Consider the following 18,634-nt stretch of genomic DNA (forward strand, 5'->3'; position numbering starts at 1 on the left):
AGACGATTCGTTCGAGGAGTACTGCTGTGTCCGAGGTCCGACTGTCCGCCGCCACGCGCACCGAGTTCGGCAAGGGTGCTTCGCGCCGCGCACGCCGTGACGGCAAGGTTCCGGCCGTCATCTACGGACACGGCGCCGACCCGAAGCACGTCGCGCTGCCGGCGCGCGAGTTCGCCGCCGCGATCCGCAACGGCGGTTCCAACGTCCTGCTGACCCTCGACCTGGACGGCGACGAGCAGCTGGCCATCCCGAAGTCGATCCAGCGTCACCCGATCAAGGGCTACTTCGAGCACGTCGACCTGCTGACCGTTCGCCGCGGCGAGAAGGTCACCGTCGACGTCCCGATCACCGTCAACGGCGAGATCGTGGCCGGCGGCCTGCTCAACCAGGAGAACACCTCGATCTCCGTCGAGGCCGAGGCGACCAACATCCCGACCGAGGTCGAGGTCTCCATCGAGGGCCTCGAGGTCGGCAGCCAGATCACGGCCGCCGATGTCGCCCTGCCGGCCGGTGCCACGCTGGACAGCGACCCCGAACTGCTCGTCCTCGCCATCGTCGAGGCGCCCACCGCGGAGGACCTCGAGGCCGAGGTCGCCGAGGCGGCCGAGGAGCTGGGCATCGTCGAGGACGCCCCCGAGTCGGACGAGAGCGACTCCGAGGGCGGCGAGTCCGAGGGCGAGTCGTCCGACGCCGAGAAGTCCGAGTAAGACCTCCCGTTCGCTGCCGTGGCCGACGACAGATTCCTCGTCGTCGGCCTCGGCAACCCCGGCCCGAAGTACGAGACGACCCGGCACAACGCGGGGTTCCTCGTCCTCGACCTGCTCGCCGAGCGTGTCGGCGGGGCCTTCAAGAGCCACCGCAGTCGCGCCGACGTCGTCGAGGGCCGGCTCGCGGGCCTGCCCGTGGTGCTGGCCAAGCCGAAGTCGTACATGAACGAGTCGGGCGGCCCGGTGAAGGCCGTCGCGGCCTTCTACAAGATCCCGCTGGAGCGGATAGTCGTCGTCCACGACGAACTGGACGTGCCCTTCGGGACGCTGCGCATCAAGCGCGGCGGCGGCGACGGCGGCCACAACGGGCTGCGGTCCACCACCTCGGCGCTCGGTGGCAAGGACTATGCACGGGTGCGTTTCGGCATCGGCCGACCGCCCGGACGGCAGGATCCCGCCGACTACGTGCTTCGCGATTTCGCCCCGGCCGAGCGGAAGGATCTCGGCTTCGAGATCGACCGGGCAGCCGACGCCGTGGAGGCGGTCATCACCGACGGCATCGAGGCCGCGCAGAACAGGTTCCACTAGGGCGTGTCTGACAATTCTCGCTCGTCGCGAGCGGCGGTCGGGTGCGCGCGATGCAAGGCGGAGGAGGACGGTCGTAGCCTGCTACGGCCGACGACGACAACGCGGCAGCGTGCGTGCCCGGGCGTCGCGCAGCAGAGCACGGGATTGTCAGACACGCCCTAGGGGCCCGTCCGACGGTTGTCGCTCGTCGCGAGCGGAGCACGGGATCGTCAGACACGCCCTTGTCGTACCGTAGACGCGGTGAGTGCCACCGTCACCCGTCTCGGCGACTCGTTCGCCCGCGATCTGCCCGAGCTCGCTCTGGCCTGGCGGGCCGAAGCGGCCCCCGAGCCGCAGTTGCTCGTCCTCAACGAGCCACTGGCCGCGGAGCTCGGCCTGGATCCGGCCTTCCTCCGCAGCCCCGAGGGGTTGCGCTTCCTGGTCGGCAACGAGCTGCCGGCCGGGACCGTCCCGGTCGCGCAGGCCTACTCGGGGCACCAGTTCGGTTCTTACTCGCCGCGTCTGGGTGACGGCCGGGCCCTGCTGCTCGGCGAGCTGAGCGGTCGGGAGCTGCACCTCAAGGGCTCGGGACGCACGCCCTTCGCCCGTGGCGGCGACGGCCGCGCCGTGGTCGGGCCGATGCTGCGCGAGTACGTGCTCAGTGAGTCGATGCACGCCCTCGGCGTCCCGACCACCCGCTCGCTGGCCGTGGTCGCGACCGGACGCGCGGTGCAGCGCGAGACGGTGCTGCCCGGTGCGGTCCTGGCTCGGGTGGCGGCGAGTCATCTGCGGGTCGGGACGTTCCAGTACGCCGCCTCGTTGCAGGACGCCGAGCTGCTCGGGCGCCTCACCACCTACGCGATCGCCCGCCACCACCCCGAGCTCGCCGCCGCCGACAACCCGGCGCTGGGGTTGCTGCAGGCCGTGATTGCCGCGCAGGCCGCGCTCGTCGCGCAGTGGATGCTGCTGGGCTTCGTCCACGGCGTCATGAACACCGACAACATGACCATCTCCGGCGAGACCATCGACTACGGCCCCTGCGCCTTCCTCGACGACTACGATCCCGAAGCCGTCTTCAGCTCCATCGACGGGATGGGGCGCTACGCCTACGAGAACCAGCCGCCCGCCGCCCAGTGGAACCTGGCCCGACTGGCCGAGGCGCTGCTGCCGCTGCTCGCCGACGACCAGGATGCGGCGGTCACGCTCGCCAACGGCGCCCTGCAGACCTTCGGCGCCCACTACGAGCAGGCCCGCCTCGCCGGTTTGCGCCGCAAGCTGGGTCTCGCCATGACCGTGGACGACGCCGTGGTGGCCGAGCTGGGCGAGCAGCTGCTCTCCCTCATGCAGGCCGACCACGTCGACTACACCGGGCTGTTCCGCGACCTCGCCGGTGCCGCGCGCGACGATGCCGAGCCGGTACGCGGACGCTTCCTGGACCTCGCCGGCATCGACGCCTGGCTCGCGCGCTGGCGAGCTCTCGCGCCGGACGCGGCGGTCCTGGCGGCGACCAACCCCGTCTACGTGCCTCGCAACCACCTGATCGAGCCCGCCCTGGCGGCGGCGAACGACGGCGACCTGCGCCCCGTGCTCGACTTGATCGAGGCGATATCGCGCCCCTTCACCCGGCGAGCTGGTCTCGAGCGTTTCGAGTCCGACGCGCCCGCCGACTTCGGGCGTTACCAGACGTTCTGCGGGACCTGAACCGGACGCCTTCAGGCGCGACCTTCGCAGATCCATTGATTCACCACGCCGGCATACCGGCGATGCACCCAGAGACTCTGACCAGCCTTCCCGAGTAGCCGGCAGTATTGCCTGCCGTTGTCGTTGATCACCTGGAAGGCGCTGCGGTCCATGGTCGTCAGCAGCGGTCCCAGCTCGTTCCCGGAATAGCGTCGCCAGACTGCCGCGGAGTCTGCGGTGAGGGTCAGTGCGCGATCACGCGTGAAGAGCTGCTCGACGTTCGCGTGCCCGCCGAAGCGCGGGTACAGCCCTTGCAGTGCCGGCAGGGCAGAGTCCGCCGTCGCCCCCTGGCGCTGTAGCGACCTGATCAGCGCGGCCATCGCTTCGTCCCGGTAAGCCGGGTCGAAGCCGAAGGGGGTGCGCCAAGGTAGTCGCATCGCGCGAGAGTAGCTCGCCGGGGTGTGAATCCAACGCGGAATGTACTGCTAACACTGGCATGTTCGAATATGCTCGATTGTATGGGGGAGGGTATCGGCGAGGCGCTGGCTCGGTTGCACGCTGCCCTCGACGCGCTGGGCGATGCGGCGTTGGACGGGTTGTCTGATGAGGAGACGCTGCAGTTTGCGCGGGAGGTCGAGACGGTGGCGCGGCGGGTGGCGCCGGTGCAGGAGCGGGTCGCGGCCGAGGTGGACCGGCGTGGGGTCGCGTTCGCATACGGGTGCGCGAAGACGTCGGTGCTGTTGTCGCAGCTGCTGCGGTTGTCGCGCAGCGAGGCCACGGCGCGGGTCAGGGCGGCCGACCGGTTCACGCCACGGCAGGCGCTGAGCGGTGAGGTGTTGCCGGCACTGCTGCCGCAGGTGGCCGCCGCGCAGCAGTCAGGACAGATCTCACCGCGGCATGCCGCCGTCATCGCCGATGCCCTCGACCGGCTCCCCGATGCGGTCGACGAGACCGGTCAGGTGGCTGGCGGGGCGGGTCGGATGGCCGAGATCGAGACGTTCCTGGTCGAGCAGGCCCGCCAGTTCACCCCCGACACTCTGGCCACGGTGACCCGCCGGCTGGTCGACACCCTCGACCCGGACGGCACCCTGCGTGACGTCGACTACCGGGACCGACGCCGCAGCCTGACGATGCGTCAGCGTCCGGACGGATCAGTGACCGGTCGTTTCGAGGGGACGGCTGAATTGGGCGAGCTGTTGCTGACGGTGCTGGACGCCACCGCCGCGCCGAAACCGGCAGCCGAGGGTGTCGCTGATGGCCGGACGCTGGAGCAGCGGCAGCACGACGGACTCGCCGACGCGCTGCGGCTGGTGCTGCGGGCCGGGGAACTGCCCACCGTGAACGGGGTCGTCGCCACCGTGATCCTCACCGCCAGCACCGAGCAGTGGCGCGACGGACACGGCCTGGTCCGCACCGGTCACGGCGCCCTCGTCCCCACCAGCGACGCCAGCCGCATCGCCGGCGGCGAGGCCAGGTTCCTGCCTGTCCTCTTCGACACCGACGACCCACCCGACAATCCATTTAGCAGCCCACTCGGCGGCCCACTCGACGACCCACCTGATGCCGCACCTGATGCCGCACCTGATGCCGCACCCGACACCTGGCCGCCGGAGGTCTCGACGATCTTCCGGACCGTCCGCCCGGTCGCCGCCTACGGCCAATCCCAGCGGCTCTTCACCCAGAACCAGCGACTCGTCTTCACCGCCCGCGACGGCGGCTGCAGCTTCCCCGGCTGCACCACGCCCGCCCTCTGGTGCGAAGCCGACCACCTCACAGCCTGGACCGACGGCGGCCCCACCAGCATCAACAACGGTCACCTGCTCTGCCGACACCACCACCGCGAGAAAGACCGGCAAGGCTGGACCGTCACCATGATCAACCAACAACCCCACTGGACCCCACCAGCCTGGCTCGACCCCACCCAAACCCCACGCCACAACCACGCCCACCACCCCCTCAGCGTCACCTGACGACGGTGAAAGCCTGTATCGAGCGGTGTGGCGTGAATCGGCCGTGGCGCTCAGCCGACGCACTTGCGGGACGACAGCCCGAAGACGGTGTCACCCGTTGCCGTGGTCGAGACAGCGGCCAGCCGGAGGCAGTGCCGGCCGCTCGGGAATGCCGCGAGCGTCACCCCGCGACGGTCGGCCGGCACGGTGGTGAGGGCCCGGCGGCCCTCGCCGTCGTCCAGGAAGACCACCACCGGGGCGGTGCTGCCGGTGGGTACCCGCCAGCGCAGGTCGACGCGGGTGTCGGTCCGGGCGATCTTGGTGATCACGGGCGCGAGCCGCGGATCGAAGACCGCACTGCCGCTCGGCCCGGACGGCAACGTGCTGACGCTCGGGACGACGACCACCGGCGCGGTCGAGGCCGAGGTCGACGGTGTGGGGGTGGGCCGGGGCTCGACGGCGGGTTGGTCGTCACCCGAGCGCAGCACGCCGAGCAGCACGCCCGCGGCCAGCGCGGCGGCAGTGACGCCGGTGAGCGCCCACCAGCGGCGGTTCGAGCGAGGCACTGCGTCCGGCTCGGCGGGCGGTGGTTCCACGGGACGACGCCCGGTGGCGTCCTCGTCGGGCCGGCTCTCCGCTGGGCTCGGCGACGGCAGGTGGGCCAGCGCGGAGACCGCGACGGGCTCGTACCCGGCCGCCCCTCCCGGCGCCTCGGCTCCCGCTGGGCTCGCCGTGGCGGCAGCTGCCGACGGTGTGGCCCCGGACGGTGTGGCCCCGGACGGTGTGGCCCCGGACGGTGTGGCCCCGGACGGTGTGGCCCCCGACGGTGTGGCCCCCGACGGTGTGGCCCCCGACGGTGTGGCCCCCGACGGTGCGGTCCCGGCAGATGGGGCCTCGGGAGGGGCGCCCTCGACGGGCATGGCCGGGGACGAAGCATCGTCCACAGGCGAGTCAGGGCCGGACGACGTCTCCGAGCGGGTTGCGACGGGCGCCGGTGGAGTCCCGGACGGCACCCCGGTAGAAGCTGTCGCCCCGGTAGACGCTGCCGCCTCGGCAGGCGCCCAGCTGCGCTCCTCGGTCGGGAGGGCGTCGAGTGCCGCGCGGAGCTCGGCGGCCGAGGCGAACCTGTCCTCACGCGCCTTGGCCAGGCATCGAGCGACGACGGCGGCTAGCTTCACCGGCACGTCGTCACGGCTCAGCGTGCGGGGCGTCTCGGTGCGTGCCCGCCGCAGGTAGGCGAGCGCGGAGTCCTCGTCCGGGTCGTCGGCGGCGAACGGCGCGCGGCCGTCGAGCATGGTGAACAGCGTCGAGCCGAGCGAGTAGATGTCGTCGGCGACGGTGGGCTTCTCGCCGTCCAGGATCTGCGGCGAGGCGTGGCGGTAGGAGAAGCGCTCCAGCGACGCCGAGTGACCGGCGTCGATGGCGCGGGCGAGTCCGAAGTCGGCGAGCACCCAGGACGTCGGCAGCACGAGCACGTTCTGTGGCTTCACGTCCCGGTGAAGGACGCCCTGGTCGTGGGCGAAGGCGAGGGCGTCGGCGATGACCGAACCGGCCGCGACCACCTCACTCACCGGCAGTGGACCGCGGGCCCGGATGCGGTCGTGCAGCGAACCCAGTTCGAAGTAGTCCATGACCAGGCAGGGCCTGCCCGCGCCGGTCGTCCCCACCGCGAGGACGGTCATGATGTGCGGGTGCTGCCGCCCCAGGCGGACGGTGATCTCCAACTCGCGGCGGAACCGCGCCAGCGCCTCGGCGTTGTCCGGGGTGTCGTCGAGCTCGACGACCTTGATCGCGACGTCGCGACCCACCTCCTCCTCGTGGGCGCGATAGACGACGCTGTCCCCGCCGCGTGCCACGACGACCGCATCGCGGTAGCCCGGCAGCAGGGCGGGCGGATCGGCCGTCGGCGGTGCGGCGCGACGCGGCGCCCAGGCGGCGTCGTCGTCACCGGGCCGGGCTGCGCCGGCGGGGAGGTCGCGGTCGGTCACGACGGCGGCTGCCAGTGTCGGCGGACCAGGACGATCTCCCGCTCGGCGACCTCGAGATCAGCCTCGTTCGGCCGGTTGACGTCGCGGGCGCGCAGCGCACCGCTCACTCCCAGCCGTGACGGGCCGGCGCCGGCGAGGTCGTGCAGGCCTCGCTCCTCGTCCTGTCGCCGCCGGGGACGGTCGGCGGAACGTGCGGCACGGGATCCGGCGGAGGTGGACACCGGCGGGGCCGAGGTGGCCGGCGGCGTCGCCCGGTCGGCTACCGGCGGCGGGCCGGCCGGGGCTGCGGCGCGACGACGGCGACGGCGCTGCCGTCGCTGGGGGTCGGCCGACTCGGACATGGGTCGATCCTTGCGCACCCGTCGGCGCGACGCACGAGGGCCGGGTCCGGCACGCCTCCGGACTCGGCCCTCGCCACTGTCGTGGCCCCGCTCAGTCGGGGATGTAGTCGAACGTGTCGGGGTCGGGGCCGGTCCGCTCGTTCTTGTTCACCGAGCTGATCGTCTCGATGTCGTCGCCGTCGAGCTCGAAGTCGAAGATCGAGATGTTCTCGACGATGCGCTCGGGCGTCGTCGACTTCGGGAAGACGATGTCACCGCGCTCGATGTGCCAGCGCAGCACGACCTGCGCCACCGTCTTGCCGTACTTCTCGGCGATGGAGTTGATCACCGGGTCGTCCAAGACCTTGCCCTGCGCGATCGGCGACCAGGCCTCCACGGCGATCTGGTGTTCGCCGCAGTACGCCCGGACGTCGTCCTGGGTGAGGTACGGGTGGACCTCGATCTGGTTGACCGCGGGGACGACCTCGGTCTCGGCGAAGAGCCGACCCAGGTGGTGCGGGTTGAAGTTCGAGACGCCGATCGAGCGGGCGCGTCCCTCGCGATAGAACTCCTCGAGCGTCTGCCACGTGGAGACGAAGTCGCCGTCGTAGCGGGTCGGCAGCGGCCAGTGGATGAGGAAGAGGTCGACGTAATCGGACCCCAGCTTCTCCAGCGTCTCGTCGAAGGAGCGCTGGGCGTCCTCGGGCCGGTGGTTGCCGTTGTTGAGCTTGCTCGTCAGGAACAGCTCACTGCGGTCGATGCCGGACTTCGCGACGGCCTCGCCCACCTCACGCTCGTTGCCGTACATCTGAGCGGTGTCGATGTGGCGATAGCCGGCATCGAAGGCTCGCTGCGTCGCCTCGACGGTGTCCTTGGGTTCGATCTGGAACACGCCGAAGCCGAACTGCGGAATGGTCTTGCCGTTGTTGAGCAGGATTTCGGGAACTGCACTCACAGGTTGTCGTCTCCTTCTGCCGTTGCGTCCACAGAAGGGCCTACCCGTCAGGAGAGTGCGAGCAACTCGATGAAGGTGCGGGCGGCCTGACCGCCGTCGTCGAGCGCGATCTGCAGCGCCCGCGGGACGTCGAGATCGTCCAGCAGCGCGGCGGGGACGGCGGCCGCTCCCGGTGCCGAGCCGGGGCTGGCCGCGGCAGCGTAGAGCTGCTCGAGGGTGGCCTCGGCGGCGTCGAGATCGCCGGCGGAGTAGTCCCAGGGTGCGCTCCACTGCCGGTTGAGGCAGAGCAGTCGAACGGCGCCGGGGGTGTGATCGCGCAGCAGGTCCTGGACCAGCACGAGGTTTCCGGTGGATTTCGCCATCTTGGCTCCACCGACCGACACGATCCCCGCGCGCAGCCAGCTGCGGGCGAAGGGCGCGACGCCCGTCGCCGCCTCGGCCAGCGCCGCCTCGCAGGCGTGGTGCGGGTAGGCGAGGTCGCCGCCGCCGCAGTGGATGTCGACGGTGGGGCCGAAGAGTGCCAGCACCATGGCGGCGCACTCGGCGTGCCAGCCGGGCCGGCCGTCGCCCCAGGGGCTGGGCCAGCTGACGTCGTCGCCGGCCGACCCGGCCTGCCAGACCGCGACGTCCAGTGGGTCGTCCTTGTCGGCGTCGTCGGGGTGGTCGTGGAATTCCGTGGCCCGGCTCAGCGCCGTCTCGCGGTCGAGGCCGACGTGCGCGTAGGCACCGGAGGTCCGGGCGTAGACGGTGCCGTTGCGCTCGTAGGCCGCGTCCCGCTCGAGCAGCGCGGTGGCGAGCTGGACGACGTGCCCGATGTGCTGGGCGGCGCTGGGGGAGTGGTCCGGCGGGCGGACCTGCAGGGTGGCCATGGTCTGCTCGAAGGAGGCGCGCTGCAGCGTCGCGAGCATGGTGTGCGGCTCGCCCCGGCGGCGAGCCTCGGCGAAGAGGACATCGTCGACGTCGGTCACGTTGCGCGCGACGGTGACGGTGTGGCCGTGCCAGCGCAGCACCCGCTCGACGGCGTCGGCCCAGATGTAGGTGGCGGCGTGGCCGAGGTGCGTGACGTCGTAGGGGGTGATGCCGCAGACGTACATCCGCACCCGGCCGACCATCGGCAGCGCGGCACCGCCGAGCCGCAGACGCATGGGGGGACCGGTGAGGCGCGAGGGATTCACACCGGGCATCTTGCCAGCGTCCGCCGTGAGACCTGACAGGTCGCAACTCGGTAACGAGCGGTCGGGTTGCGGGCAACACCGGGGCATGCTGTGGACGTGCCGGATCCCTACGGCCAGGCGGCCGGACTGCTGTCGTGGTCCCACGACGTGCGTCGAGCCCTGCGCCGCCTGGACCCGACGCAGAGCCGGGTGGTGCGGCTGGTCTACTTCGAGCGGCGCACCCGCGACCAGGTCGCCGACGAGCTGAAGCTGCCGCGCGACGCGGTGACCACCGCGCTCGCCTCGGGGATGCAGGCGCTGGCGCTGGCGGTGCTGGCCTCGGACTGAGGCCTACTGACCGAAGCTCAGTCGCAGGTCCCGGTTGGTCAGTTCCTGCATCCGCTTGCGGAGGTGTCCGACGGCCGCCGGACCCGGCTCCGGCCCGTCGGTGAACAGCGTCCAGATCAGCAGGGTGCCGTCGCCGCCGTCGGGGCACACCTCGAAGCGGACGACGACCTGCGGGTGCCGCGGCCAGAGCGAGCTCCATTGCAGCTCGCTACCGGCGCGCAGGACGGTGACGGTCGGCGGGACCTCGTCGTCGAGCAGGTGCAGCCATGACCGGCGCTCCCGGTTGCCGGGGTCCAGCAGCTCGGCGTAGACGATCCGCGGTGGCGGCGCCTGCGTCCTGGCCTTCCGCCCGATCTCCCGCACCGGCGGAGCGTAGCCAGCCGGTAGCCGCCCGGGCGAACGGATTGGCACAGTCGGTATCCTGCTCGTGCGGCACCACCGCACGCGGGCGTAGCTCAATGGTAGAGCCTCAGTCTTCCAAACTGATTACGCGAGTTCGATTCTCGTCGCCCGCTCCACGAGTCTGCTTCGCCCGGCCACGACGATGGCGCGGGCTCGTCCTCGTCCTCACCCCGTTCCGAGTGCCGCCGACCGCGGCTAGGCAGCCGCGTGGGGCGCTCGCCGCGCGGCGCGGCTGGTCGCGACGGCGATCGTGACGAGCACGATCAGCAGCACCGGGACCACGAGCAGGACGGCGTGGTCGTGCAGCGCGCGTACGGCCAGGGCCCCCAGCAGCGCGCCGCCGGCGAAGGAGAGCACGACCGCCAGCAACGCGCGGGTCCGAGCTGCGGCCTCGGCGTCGTGGTCGACCAGCCATCCGGCCGCCTCGCTGACGAGTGAGCGCAGGTTCCCGGTGGTGAAGGTGGTGTTGTAGCTCGACCGGCGCACCTGGCGGAAGGTGCCGACCTGCAGGGTCGCCGCCCACGCCACGAGGATCACGGCCACGACATCGGGCAGCGCCACGAGGCCGACCACGGTGAAGACGACGCACTCGGTGACGAGGACGATGCGGGCCGGTCGGGCCAGCCAGCGCAGGTGACGTGATCGGGCGAGCGCCTCGACGGTGATCATGCCGACGATGAAGGCGGCGATGGGCGGCAGATGACGCAGCGCGGCAGCCCAATGGCCGGTGCCGGCGTCGATGCCGAAGAGCACCACGTTGCCGGTCTGGGCGTTGGCGAAGACGCCGCCGAGGGAGAGGAACGCGTAGGCGTCGAGGAACCCGCCGACCGCGGCGAGGGCCATGGCCTCGGGCACGCTCTCGTCCCGGACCCGCACCCTCGCCACGGACGAGATCCTAAGGGCCCCCGTTGTCGCTCACCCGCGCTCGCCGGGTGATCGAGGAAGAAAGCAGACGCGCGACGCGGGAGTCCCGTGCCGCCCGTGAGGCCGCGCTGAGGCGATCCGGTGCTGATCTCGCGGTCAGGACCGCGCGGCTCGGCGCGCTGCGACATCGGCATCCGAGCAGTAGCCGTGGCGGTGCCGCTTGAGGCACAGCAGACCCAGCAGGTCACCGCGGTCGTCGACCACCGCGAGTCGGCGTGAGGTCGACTCGACCAGCAGGGCATCGGCGACGGCGAGCGGTATCCCGGCCGGGACGGTGCGGCCGGCCAGCCGGGAGACCGCCAGGACCGATGCCTGCTCCGTGTCGGCCGTGCCCGGTGGCGCCGACAGGTCCTCGGCCACCACGACGCCGAGCAGTCGCCGTCCCGCCACGAGCAGCAGCGCCTGCAGATGGTCGTCGGCGAGCAGCGTGCGGGCCTGGTCGAGGCCGAGGTCGGCCGGCCAGGTCTTGGGGTGATGCAGCATGACGTCGTCGACGAGCGGGACGGTGAGCTGCCGCGGACTGGTCGCTGCCCTCGGGATTGCGGGAGGGATGCTCGTGGCCCGTCGGCTCACCTCGATCAGCACCTCCCCCTCATCCGCCGAGATAGGACATCTCGACCGGCGTCCGGGATCCGGCCACCAGGGCGCGGAGCTCGGAGTAGCGGTCGTCGCGGCCGCCCCAGAGGCCGGCGAGGAAGTCGCGCAGATCGCCGGGCCGGCGAGGGCCGCGCAGCAGTGCGCGCAGGTCGGTGCCGCCGGTCGAGAAGAGGCAGGTGTGCAGCTGCCCGTCCGCGGTGAGGCGGGCCCGGGTGCAGGTGCCGCAGAAGGGCGCCGACACCGAGCCGATGAGGCCGATCTCGGCGCTGCCGTCGCGTAGCCGCAGCCGCCGCGCCACCTCGCCGAGGCGGTTCGGCGGGAGCTCGTCGACCGGCCACCGCCGCTCGATGACCTCGCGGATCTCGGCGATCGGCACCACCTGATCGCTGCTCCAGCCGTTGGTGCTGCCGACGTCCATGAACTCGATGAAGCGCAGCACGACGCCGCTGCCGCGGAACTGCTCCACCAGGGGGACGACCTGGTCGGCGTTGATCCCGCGCCGGATGACGGCGTTGACCTTCAGCTGGGCGAACCCCGCCGCCCGCGCGGCCTCGATGCCGGCCAGCACGTCCGCGACGGCGAACCGGCTGTCGCTGGCCCGGCGGAAGGCGGCGTCGGTGACGGCGTCGAGGCTCACGGTGAGCCGACCGAGGCCCGCCGCGCGCAGTGCGGCAGCGTGACGCGCCAGCAGGACGCCGTTCGTGGTCATGGCGAGGTCCAGCTCGCCGAGGGCCGCCAGCCGTGCCACCAGGTCGGGGACGTCCGGCCGCAGCAGTGGCTCGCCGCCGGTGAGGCGGACCGTCCGGACGCCCAGTCCGACTGCCGCGGCCACGACGTCGGCGATCTCGGCGTAGCTGAGCAGCTCGGGGGAGCCGAGGTAGCGGTGGTCCGCGCCGAAGACGGCGCGCGGCATGCAGTAACCGCACCGGAGGTTGCAGCGATCCGTCAGCGAGATCCGCAGGTCACGCAGCGGACGCCCACGCCGGTCCAGAGTTCTCACGGGCAGCCTCTCCACGAACGCGACGCCTCCTCTCGGGTGGTCGTCCAGGCTGTCATCGCGCCGGACTCCGTCGGCGACGACCAGGGACGAGAACTCGACTCTCCGCGTCATCGGCCACCGCAGCGTTCGTGTCGCTGCTATTCCTTGAGGACAGGGCCGACGTCCGTCCTGCGATTCGCCCGACGGCGGGTTGAGGTGAGCAGCGCGGCGGGCTAGCTTCGCGACACGACCGGAATGCGGGGCAAGGGGGTGACTCTCGGGTGCTGAACGAGCTCACGCCGGAGACCCACGTCAATGCCCGCGACGAGCGCGGCTGGCAGCTGGTGCTGCGCGAGCACTTCGTCAGCCTCGACGTCGGACGGACGGGCGGTGACGTCCGGGGTGACGTCGAGAGTCGCATGCTGGGCCACGCCCAGGTCTCGACCGTGACGTCGGTCGATCAGAACATCTCGCGCACCGCCTCGCTGCTGCGTGACGGCGAGGCGCTGCTGCAGGTCGGCCTCATCCGCTCGGGATCGGCGATCGTCGAGCAGGACGGTCGCACCGCCACCCTGCGGCCGGGGGACTTCGTCGTCTACGAGACCTCCCGGCCCTTCGAGTGGCAGCTGCGCTCCTCGGCGCACTCGCCCCGTTGGGAGCTGACGGTGTATTCCTGGCGTCGCGCCGACTTCAACCTGAGCGAGGCGATCTCGCGGGACGCCACCGCCCGCGCCTTCAGCGCGGAGGCCGGCATGGGTCGTGTGCTGAGCAACCTGCTCTGCGACGTGGTGGACGAGCACGTCGCGCTCGGCATGGGGCACGCCGGCCAGGTGGCCGATCACGTCGGTGACCTCGTCGCGGTCGCCGCGCAGTCGCTGCCGGATCTCATCGGTGCCTCGACCCGGACCGGCACGGCCTCGCTGCTCGCCGCAGCCGATTCCTACATCGACAACCACCTCGCCGACCCTGACCTCAACCCGGATCGGGTGGCGGCGGCGGTCTCCGTCTCCACCCGGCAGCTGCACCGCCTCTTCGCCTCGCGGGAGCAGACCGTCGCCCAGACCATCCGGAGTCGTCGTCTGCACGGCGCACGGCGCGAGATCCGCAGCAGCATCGTCCGGGACAAGTCTTTGCGCGAGATCGCGCGGAACTGGGGCTTCGTCGACCTCGGTGTCTTCGGCAGGCTCTTTCGGCAGGCGTTCGGGATGAGCCCGCGCGAGTACCGCCAGCTGATGTGCGAGCTCTCCGGCGACCCCCGCGCGGTTACCCGTCCCCGACGCTGATCGGGGCTGGGAGACTTGGCCTGAGCACCCCTGGCGCGAGGTCTCGGCCGCCGTCCGGGTCGTGTCGATACGTGTCCCGTCCGGCCGCCTTCGCGGCATACAGCGCGCGGTCGGCGGCGGCGAGGCTCTGTGCGGCGCCGCGGCCGTCGCTGCACTGGGCGATGCCCGCGGAGAAGGTGACGTCCGGCTGCAGCAGCTTCCAATGCAACCGCAGTCTTTCGAGCACGGCCTCGCTCTGCCGGGGACTGGTGGACGGCAGGACCACGACGAACTCCTCGCCGCCGTAGCGCGCGCAGTAGTCGTCCTCACGCAAGATGGCCTGAAGGGCGCTTCCGAAGTCGATGAGGATTCGGTCCCCGGCGCTGTGCCCGTACTCGTCGTTGATGCGCTTGAAGTAGTCGAGGTCGCAGACGACGAGGCTGGTTCCCGGCTGGCAGGCGGCGAGTCGCACGTCGAGGTCGCGCCGGTTGGCCAAGCCGGTGAGCGGGTCGCTGAATGCGGCAGCGCGCAAAGACGCCGCCATCATCGCTTGACGAGCGACGAAACCGGCCAGCACCTCGGCCAAGACGATCCAGACACTGGTGGCAACGACGAGCCGGACCGCCACCTCGGAATCAAGCTTGCCGTAGACGGCCACGAGAGCGACCGACGAGGGCACAACCAGGGCGATGCTGGCGCGCGGGCGTTGGGTCAGCCCGGCGTAGCCGTAGCAGAGCGTGAAGAAGCCGGACAGTGGCGCGAACGACCCGCGGGTGGTGATGCCGAGTGCTGTGAAGGCAGCGAAGACGACGACGGGGAAGAGCAGCAGGGTCGGGGTCGGGTACCTGGTCCACTCGATCAGCACACTGAGCCCGGTCACGACGGCCATCACCACGGAGACGGCGGCGAGGGCCGTCCACCCTTGGTTGTCGAGGTGAAGGACGGGGGCGGCGACGGTGGTCAGCACCCCGGTGAGAACCAACAGGGCACATCCCATGCCGACCGCGCTGTCGCCGTCGCCGCGGCCGATCCGGCGGAGCAGACGCTGCACGAGGTGATCATCAGAACGGCGATGCTCTGTCTGCCGCCAGTGCACCATGCACTCACCATCGGCTGGCGCAGGGATGTCTTGAGACCCGTCACGACGGCGTCGGGGCGCCACGACCCGCCCGGGCGACGATGCCGAAGGCTCCGGCATCGTGATGTCGGTTCGTCTCGACCTATGTCTCAGAAACCGGCGTCGCTGGAGTGGCCGGGGACAATCGCCGCCCCGGCCTGCACCAACGGCGCCGCGTGGTTGACGGCCGTCGCCGCCTCGCCGAAGCCCACGCTGATGAGCGTGATCTTGTCCGGGTGCCCGCAGCAGTCGCCGGCCGCGAAGACGCGTGGCAGCGAGGTGCGTTGCGCGCGGTCGACGGCCACCTGCCGGCGGTCCAGCTCCAGCCCCCACCGCCGCAGCGGTCCGAGATCGGCCTTGAAGCCGAGCGCCGCTACCACCACGTCGGCCTTGCGGTGCAGGGTCCGCCCGGCGTCGTCGGTCAGCGAGACCCCCTCGACGACGCGGTCGCCGTGGACCGCGGTGACCTCGACAGGCGTCAGGATCTCCACGGACCCGGACCGCAGCCGGGCGACGCTGGCCTCGTGGGCGCGGAAGCTGTCCCGGCGGTGGACGAGGGTGACGCTGCGGGCCACCGGCTCGAGCGTGACCGCCCAGTCGACGGCGCTGTCCCCGCCGCCCACCACCACGACATCGGCGCCGGCGTAGTCGGCCGGTCGCGGGACGAAGTGCACGACACCGCGGCCGGTGAACTCGTTGCCCGCCGGCAGCGGGCGCGGCGTGAAGCTGCCGATGCCGGCGGCGAGCAGGACGGCGCGACCACGCAGCACCGTGCCGCCGGTCGTCGTCAGCAGGGCGTGGTCGGGTCCGGTCACCAGGTCCACGACCTGCTCGCCGAGGACGTACCGGGGCTTGGCGGACTCGGCCTGCTCGGCCAGCGCGTCGACGAGCTGCTGCCCCTTGACGGCGGGGTAGCCGGCGACGTCGAAGACCAGCTTCTCCGGGTACATCGCCGCGGTCTGCCCGCCCACGTGGTCCAGGGCGTCGACGACGGCCACCGACATGCCCCGGAAGCCGGCGTAGTACGCGGCATAGAGCCCGACCGGACCCGCCCCGACGACGACGAGGTCCACGTCGATCTCGGCGGTCCCGGCGGCAGCTGTGGCCGTGGTGGCAGCGGTGCTCATCCGGAAGCGGTCGTCCGGGGCCAGGAGGTGACGACCGGGTGGTCGCCACCGAGCGGGCCGACCTCCTCGGCGCCGTTCTCGGCGTCCGGGTGGGTCTGGAAGAACTCCACCGCGACGGCCCGGAACTGCTCCCTCTCCGCCGGGAGCTTGTACTCCGAGACGATGGCGTCGTTGGGGCAGGCGGGCACGCACTTGCCGCAGTCGACGCACTCGTCGGGGTGGATGTAGAGCATCCGGTCGCCCTCGTAGATGCAGTCGACCGGGCACTCCTCCCGGCAGGCCTTGTCGGTGACGTCGATGCAGGCGTCGGTGATCACGTAGGCCATCGCTCAGCCCGCCGCGGCCGGCCGGACGAGGGCGACCTCGATCAGCGTGTCGGAGAAGGTGGGGGCGTTGCCGAGATCGGCGAAGCGGGTGGGGTTCAGCGCGCTCAGCGTGGCCAGGCCCAGCGAGTCCGAACGCCAGTGGCCGACGTGACAGACGGTGACGCCGGACATCGTCGACTGATCCACCTTGGCCAGCAGCTCGACGCTGCCCCGGTCGTTGAAGGCACGGACGACGTCACCGTTGGCGATGCCGCGGGCCGCCGCGTCGTCGGGGTTGAGCAGCAGCGTCGCCGGCTTCTGCACCTTCTGGTGGAACTCGATGTTGGCGAAGCTGGAGTTGATGAAGGCGTGCGACTTGGGCGAGATGAGGTTGAGCGGGTACTTCTCGGCGAGGCCGGGGTCGGCCTCGGAGGTCTCCCGCGGCGCGATGTAGTGCGGCAGCGGGTCCACCGGCTGGCCGGGCTGGTGGTCGTTGGAGCCCTGGCGGAACAGCGGGACCACGAAGTTGCCGCCGGCCGCGGCGGACGAGACGAACTCGGTCTTGCCCGACGGCGTGCGGAAGTTCCCCTCCCGGTGCGGCGCGTACTCCTCGGCCGGCGGCACGTTGAGCCTGGCCCAGCCCTGCTCGCGCAGTGATTCCACCGTGATGCCGGCCATCGCTGGGGCAGACCAGTCGAAGGCCTCGGCGATCATCTCCGCGTCCGTTCGGGTGAAGATAGGGTCGTCGTCGAAGCCCATGGCCGCCGCGAGCCGGCGGAACAGCTCGGTGTTGGGGACCGCCTCGCCCAGCGGTGCGATGGACGGGTTGTTGTAGGTCACGTAGAGGTGGCCCCAGGAGAACATGATGTCCTCCTGCTCCAGCTGCGTCGTGGCGGGCAGCACGATGTCGGCGTAGCGCGCGGTGTCAGTCAGGAACTGCTCGCTGACGACGGTGAAGAGGTCCTCGCGTGAGAGCCCCGCCAACAGCAGTTCCTGGTCCGGCGCCACGACGACCGGGTTGGAGTTGTAGACGACCAGGGCATGGAGTGGGGTCCTGAGCTCGAGCTGGCCGGTGAGCGCCTGACCGAGCAGGAACTGGTTGACCACCTGGGTGCCCGGCGTCTGCAACTCCGGGTGCATGAAGGCCGGCCAGTTGACGGGGAAGGCCCACAGCGGCAGCTGCAGGATGCCGCCGCCGGGCTGACGCCAGGCACCGACCAGGGCCGGCAGGCACGACAGCGCGCGCACGGTCTGGCCGCCGCCGGCGTGCCGTTCCACCGCGACGCCGATCCGGATCACCGACGGCTGCGAGGTGGCGTACTCGCGGGCCAGGGTGGTGATGGTCTCGGCGGGGATGCCGGTCTCGCGCGCCGCCCACTCCGGTGTGTACTGCCGCACCCGCTCGACCAGCTCGTCGTAGCCGACGGTGTACCGGGCGATGTAGTCGTCGTCGGTGAGGCCCTCGGCGATGATCACGTTCATCATCGCCAGCGCCAGCGCGCCGTCGGTGCCGGGGCGGATCGCGATGTGCTGGCTCGCCTGGCGGGCCGTCTTGGTCCGCACCGGGTCGACGACGACGACCTTGGCGCCCCGCTTCTTGGCCTCGGCGATGTAGGGCCAGAGATGCAGGTTCGTGCTCATGATGTTGGCGGCCCAGATGAGGATGAACTTGGAGTGCACCAGCGACTCGGGGTCGACCCCGGCGGTGTCACCGATGGTCATCGCGTAGGCGGTGCAGGAGCCGGAGTCGCAGTAGGTGCGCTCGGCCACGGTGGCGCCGAGACGGTTGAAGAACGGATCGCCGACGTTCAGTCCGTTGAGGATGCCCTGGGTGCCGAGATAGCTGACGGGCATGATCGCCTCGGCGCCGTGCTCGTCGGCGACCTGGCCGAGGCGGGTCGCGATCTCGCTGATGGCCTCGTCCCAGGTGATCCGCTCGAACTCGCCGGCCCCCTTGGGTCCGGTGCGGCGCATCGGGTACAGCACCCGGTCGGGGTGGTAGACGCGGTCGAGGTAGTTGTCGACCTTCACGCAGAGCCCGCCGTTGGTGTACGGCTGCTCCTTGCTCCCCGCGATGTCGACGGCGACGCCGTCCCGGACGGTGACCACCATGGCGCAGGTGTCCGGGCAGTCCTGGGGGCAGGCGCCCAGCACCGTCAGCTCGCGCGTACCGGTGTCGGGTGCCGAGTCGTCGAGCAGCGTCATCTTCGCCTCCTGGTCAGCGGATACCGAGGTATCAAGCCTGACCTGGAG

At 71.3% G+C, this 18,634-nt stretch carries 19 protein-coding genes and 1 tRNA gene; 7 read left to right on the forward strand and 13 right to left on the reverse strand.

Going from position 1 to position 18,634, the window contains the following annotated elements:
- Positions 1-26: 26 nt before the first annotated feature.
- From AC0NZQ_RS07360 to AC0NZQ_RS07370, 3 genes are all read left to right on the forward strand, one after another.
- The gene (locus AC0NZQ_RS07360) at positions 27-707 is read left to right on the forward strand and encodes a 50S ribosomal protein L25/general stress protein Ctc (protein WP_474529037.1); all 681 of its coding nucleotides are present in this window, start codon (positions 27-29) and stop codon (positions 705-707) included.
- Between the two features lie 18 nt (positions 708-725).
- Positions 726-1,295 (forward strand): aminoacyl-tRNA hydrolase, encoded by a 570-nt coding sequence (gene pth, locus AC0NZQ_RS07365; protein WP_474529038.1) that lies wholly within the window; start codon positions 726-728, stop codon positions 1,293-1,295.
- Between the two features lie 240 nt (positions 1,296-1,535).
- Complete coding sequence (locus tag AC0NZQ_RS07370; RefSeq protein WP_474529039.1) at positions 1,536-2,975, forward strand: protein adenylyltransferase SelO; 1,440 nt, start codon at positions 1,536-1,538, stop codon at positions 2,973-2,975.
- Between the two features lie 11 nt (positions 2,976-2,986).
- On the opposite strand, the gene AC0NZQ_RS07375 is transcribed toward AC0NZQ_RS07370, so the two are convergent.
- On the reverse strand, positions 2,987-3,334 hold the full coding sequence (locus AC0NZQ_RS07375; RefSeq protein ID WP_474529040.1) for a hypothetical protein: 348 nt from the start codon (positions 3,332-3,334) through the stop codon (positions 2,987-2,989).
- 138 nt (positions 3,335-3,472) lie between these two features.
- On the opposite strand from AC0NZQ_RS07375, the gene AC0NZQ_RS07380 reads away from it, so the two are divergent.
- The gene (locus tag AC0NZQ_RS07380; protein ID WP_474529041.1) at positions 3,473-4,924 is read left to right on the forward strand and encodes an HNH endonuclease signature motif containing protein; all 1,452 of its coding nucleotides are present in this window, start codon (positions 3,473-3,475) and stop codon (positions 4,922-4,924) included.
- 50 nt (positions 4,925-4,974) lie between these two features.
- Here AC0NZQ_RS07380 and AC0NZQ_RS07385 read toward each other — a convergent pair whose 3' ends face one another.
- The 4 genes from AC0NZQ_RS07385 to AC0NZQ_RS07400 form a co-directional block, all read right to left on the reverse strand.
- A complete protein-coding gene (locus AC0NZQ_RS07385) occupies positions 4,975-6,891 on the reverse strand; it encodes a serine/threonine-protein kinase (protein WP_474529042.1) in 1,917 nt (638 codons plus the stop codon).
- Entirely contained in the window at positions 6,888-7,232 is a 345-nt protein-coding gene (locus AC0NZQ_RS07390) for a hypothetical protein (RefSeq protein WP_474529043.1), read from the reverse strand. The genes AC0NZQ_RS07385 and AC0NZQ_RS07390 overlap by 4 nt, the downstream gene beginning before the upstream one ends.
- A 91-nt stretch (positions 7,233-7,323) precedes the next feature.
- Positions 7,324-8,166 carry an aldo/keto reductase gene (locus AC0NZQ_RS07395; protein ID WP_474529044.1) on the reverse strand — a complete coding sequence of 281 codons (843 nt, stop codon included), beginning with the start codon at positions 8,164-8,166 and terminating at the stop codon, positions 7,324-7,326.
- A gap of 47 nt (positions 8,167-8,213) precedes the next feature.
- On the reverse strand, positions 8,214-9,311 hold the full coding sequence (locus AC0NZQ_RS07400) for a cysteine--tRNA ligase (RefSeq protein ID WP_474529045.1): 1,098 nt from the start codon (positions 9,309-9,311) through the stop codon (positions 8,214-8,216).
- A gap of 126 nt (positions 9,312-9,437) precedes the next feature.
- Here AC0NZQ_RS07400 and AC0NZQ_RS07405 point away from each other — a divergent pair, with 126 nt between their 5' ends.
- Complete coding sequence (locus AC0NZQ_RS07405) at positions 9,438-9,668, forward strand: sigma factor-like helix-turn-helix DNA-binding protein (RefSeq protein ID WP_474529047.1); 231 nt, start codon at positions 9,438-9,440, stop codon at positions 9,666-9,668.
- Between the two features lie 3 nt (positions 9,669-9,671).
- Here the strand turns inward: AC0NZQ_RS07405 and AC0NZQ_RS07410 are convergent, their stop codons facing one another.
- The gene (locus AC0NZQ_RS07410) at positions 9,672-10,031 is read right to left on the reverse strand and encodes a hypothetical protein (protein ID WP_474529048.1); all 360 of its coding nucleotides are present in this window, start codon (positions 10,029-10,031) and stop codon (positions 9,672-9,674) included.
- 81 nt (positions 10,032-10,112) lie between these two features.
- Between AC0NZQ_RS07410 and AC0NZQ_RS07415 the strand changes: the two genes are divergently transcribed.
- Positions 10,113-10,186, forward strand: a tRNA-Gly gene (locus AC0NZQ_RS07415).
- A gap of 79 nt (positions 10,187-10,265) precedes the next feature.
- Here the strand turns inward: AC0NZQ_RS07415 and AC0NZQ_RS07420 are convergent.
- The 3 genes from AC0NZQ_RS07420 to moaA all read right to left on the reverse strand — a co-directional run bounded on the left by AC0NZQ_RS07420 (position 10,266) and on the right by moaA (position 12,591).
- Positions 10,266-10,955: a YoaK family protein gene (locus AC0NZQ_RS07420; RefSeq protein WP_474529049.1), complete on the reverse strand. Its 690-nt coding sequence runs from the start codon at positions 10,953-10,955 to the stop codon at positions 10,266-10,268.
- A gap of 135 nt (positions 10,956-11,090) precedes the next feature.
- A complete protein-coding gene (locus AC0NZQ_RS07425) occupies positions 11,091-11,567 on the reverse strand; it encodes a CBS domain-containing protein (protein ID WP_474529050.1) in 477 nt (158 codons plus the stop codon).
- Positions 11,568-11,586: 19 nt separating this feature from the next.
- Positions 11,587-12,591 carry a GTP 3',8-cyclase MoaA gene (gene moaA, locus AC0NZQ_RS07430; protein WP_474529051.1) on the reverse strand — a complete coding sequence of 335 codons (1,005 nt, stop codon included), beginning with the start codon at positions 12,589-12,591 and terminating at the stop codon, positions 11,587-11,589.
- A gap of 260 nt (positions 12,592-12,851) precedes the next feature.
- Here moaA and AC0NZQ_RS07435 point away from each other — a divergent pair, with 260 nt between their 5' ends.
- Positions 12,852-13,853, forward strand: coding sequence for a helix-turn-helix domain-containing protein (locus AC0NZQ_RS07435; RefSeq protein WP_474529052.1), 1,002 nt, complete (start codon positions 12,852-12,854; stop codon positions 13,851-13,853).
- Here AC0NZQ_RS07435 and AC0NZQ_RS07440 read toward each other — a convergent pair.
- From AC0NZQ_RS07440 to AC0NZQ_RS07455, 4 genes are all read right to left on the reverse strand, one after another.
- Positions 13,834-14,883 carry a GGDEF domain-containing protein gene (locus AC0NZQ_RS07440; RefSeq protein WP_474529053.1) on the reverse strand — a complete coding sequence of 350 codons (1,050 nt, stop codon included), beginning with the start codon at positions 14,881-14,883 and terminating at the stop codon, positions 13,834-13,836. The genes AC0NZQ_RS07435 and AC0NZQ_RS07440 overlap by 20 nt on opposite strands.
- A 176-nt stretch (positions 14,884-15,059) precedes the next feature.
- Complete coding sequence (locus AC0NZQ_RS07445; RefSeq protein ID WP_474529054.1) at positions 15,060-16,076, reverse strand: NAD(P)/FAD-dependent oxidoreductase; 1,017 nt, start codon at positions 16,074-16,076, stop codon at positions 15,060-15,062.
- On the reverse strand, positions 16,073-16,402 hold the full coding sequence (gene fdxA / locus AC0NZQ_RS07450) for a ferredoxin (RefSeq protein WP_474529056.1): 330 nt from the start codon (positions 16,400-16,402) through the stop codon (positions 16,073-16,075). Before fdxA ends, AC0NZQ_RS07445 begins: the two co-directional genes overlap by 4 nt.
- Positions 16,403-16,405: 3 nt before the next feature.
- Entirely contained in the window at positions 16,406-18,586 is a 2,181-nt protein-coding gene (locus tag AC0NZQ_RS07455; protein WP_474529057.1) for a molybdopterin-containing oxidoreductase family protein, read from the reverse strand.
- Positions 18,587-18,634: the final 48 nt, after the last annotated feature.

The organism is Jatrophihabitans sp. sgz311053 (assembly GCF_056135305.1).

Bases quoted from the DNA above. Each gene is read 5' to 3' on its own strand.
- AC0NZQ_RS07375 (WP_474529040.1), bottom strand. From the start codon at position 3,334: ATGGCCGCGCTGATCAGGTCGCTACAGCGCCAGGGGGCGACGGCGGAC.
- AC0NZQ_RS07380 (WP_474529041.1), top strand. From the start codon at position 3,473: ATGGGGGAGGGTATCGGCGAGGCGCTGGCTCGGTTGCACGCTGCCCTC.
- AC0NZQ_RS07390 (WP_474529043.1), bottom strand. From the start codon at position 7,232: ATGTCCGAGTCGGCCGACCCCCAGCGACGGCAGCGCCGTCGCCGTCGT.
- AC0NZQ_RS07400 (WP_474529045.1), bottom strand. From the start codon at position 9,311: ATGCGTCTGCGGCTCGGCGGTGCCGCGCTGCCGATGGTCGGCCGGGTG.
- AC0NZQ_RS07445 (WP_474529054.1), bottom strand. From the start codon at position 16,076: ATGAGCACCGCTGCCACCACGGCCACAGCTGCCGCCGGGACCGCCGAG.
- fdxA (WP_474529056.1), bottom strand. From the start codon at position 16,402: ATGGCCTACGTGATCACCGACGCCTGCATCGACGTCACCGACAAGGCC.
- AC0NZQ_RS07455 (WP_474529057.1), bottom strand. From the start codon at position 18,586: ATGACGCTGCTCGACGACTCGGCACCCGACACCGGTACGCGCGAGCTG.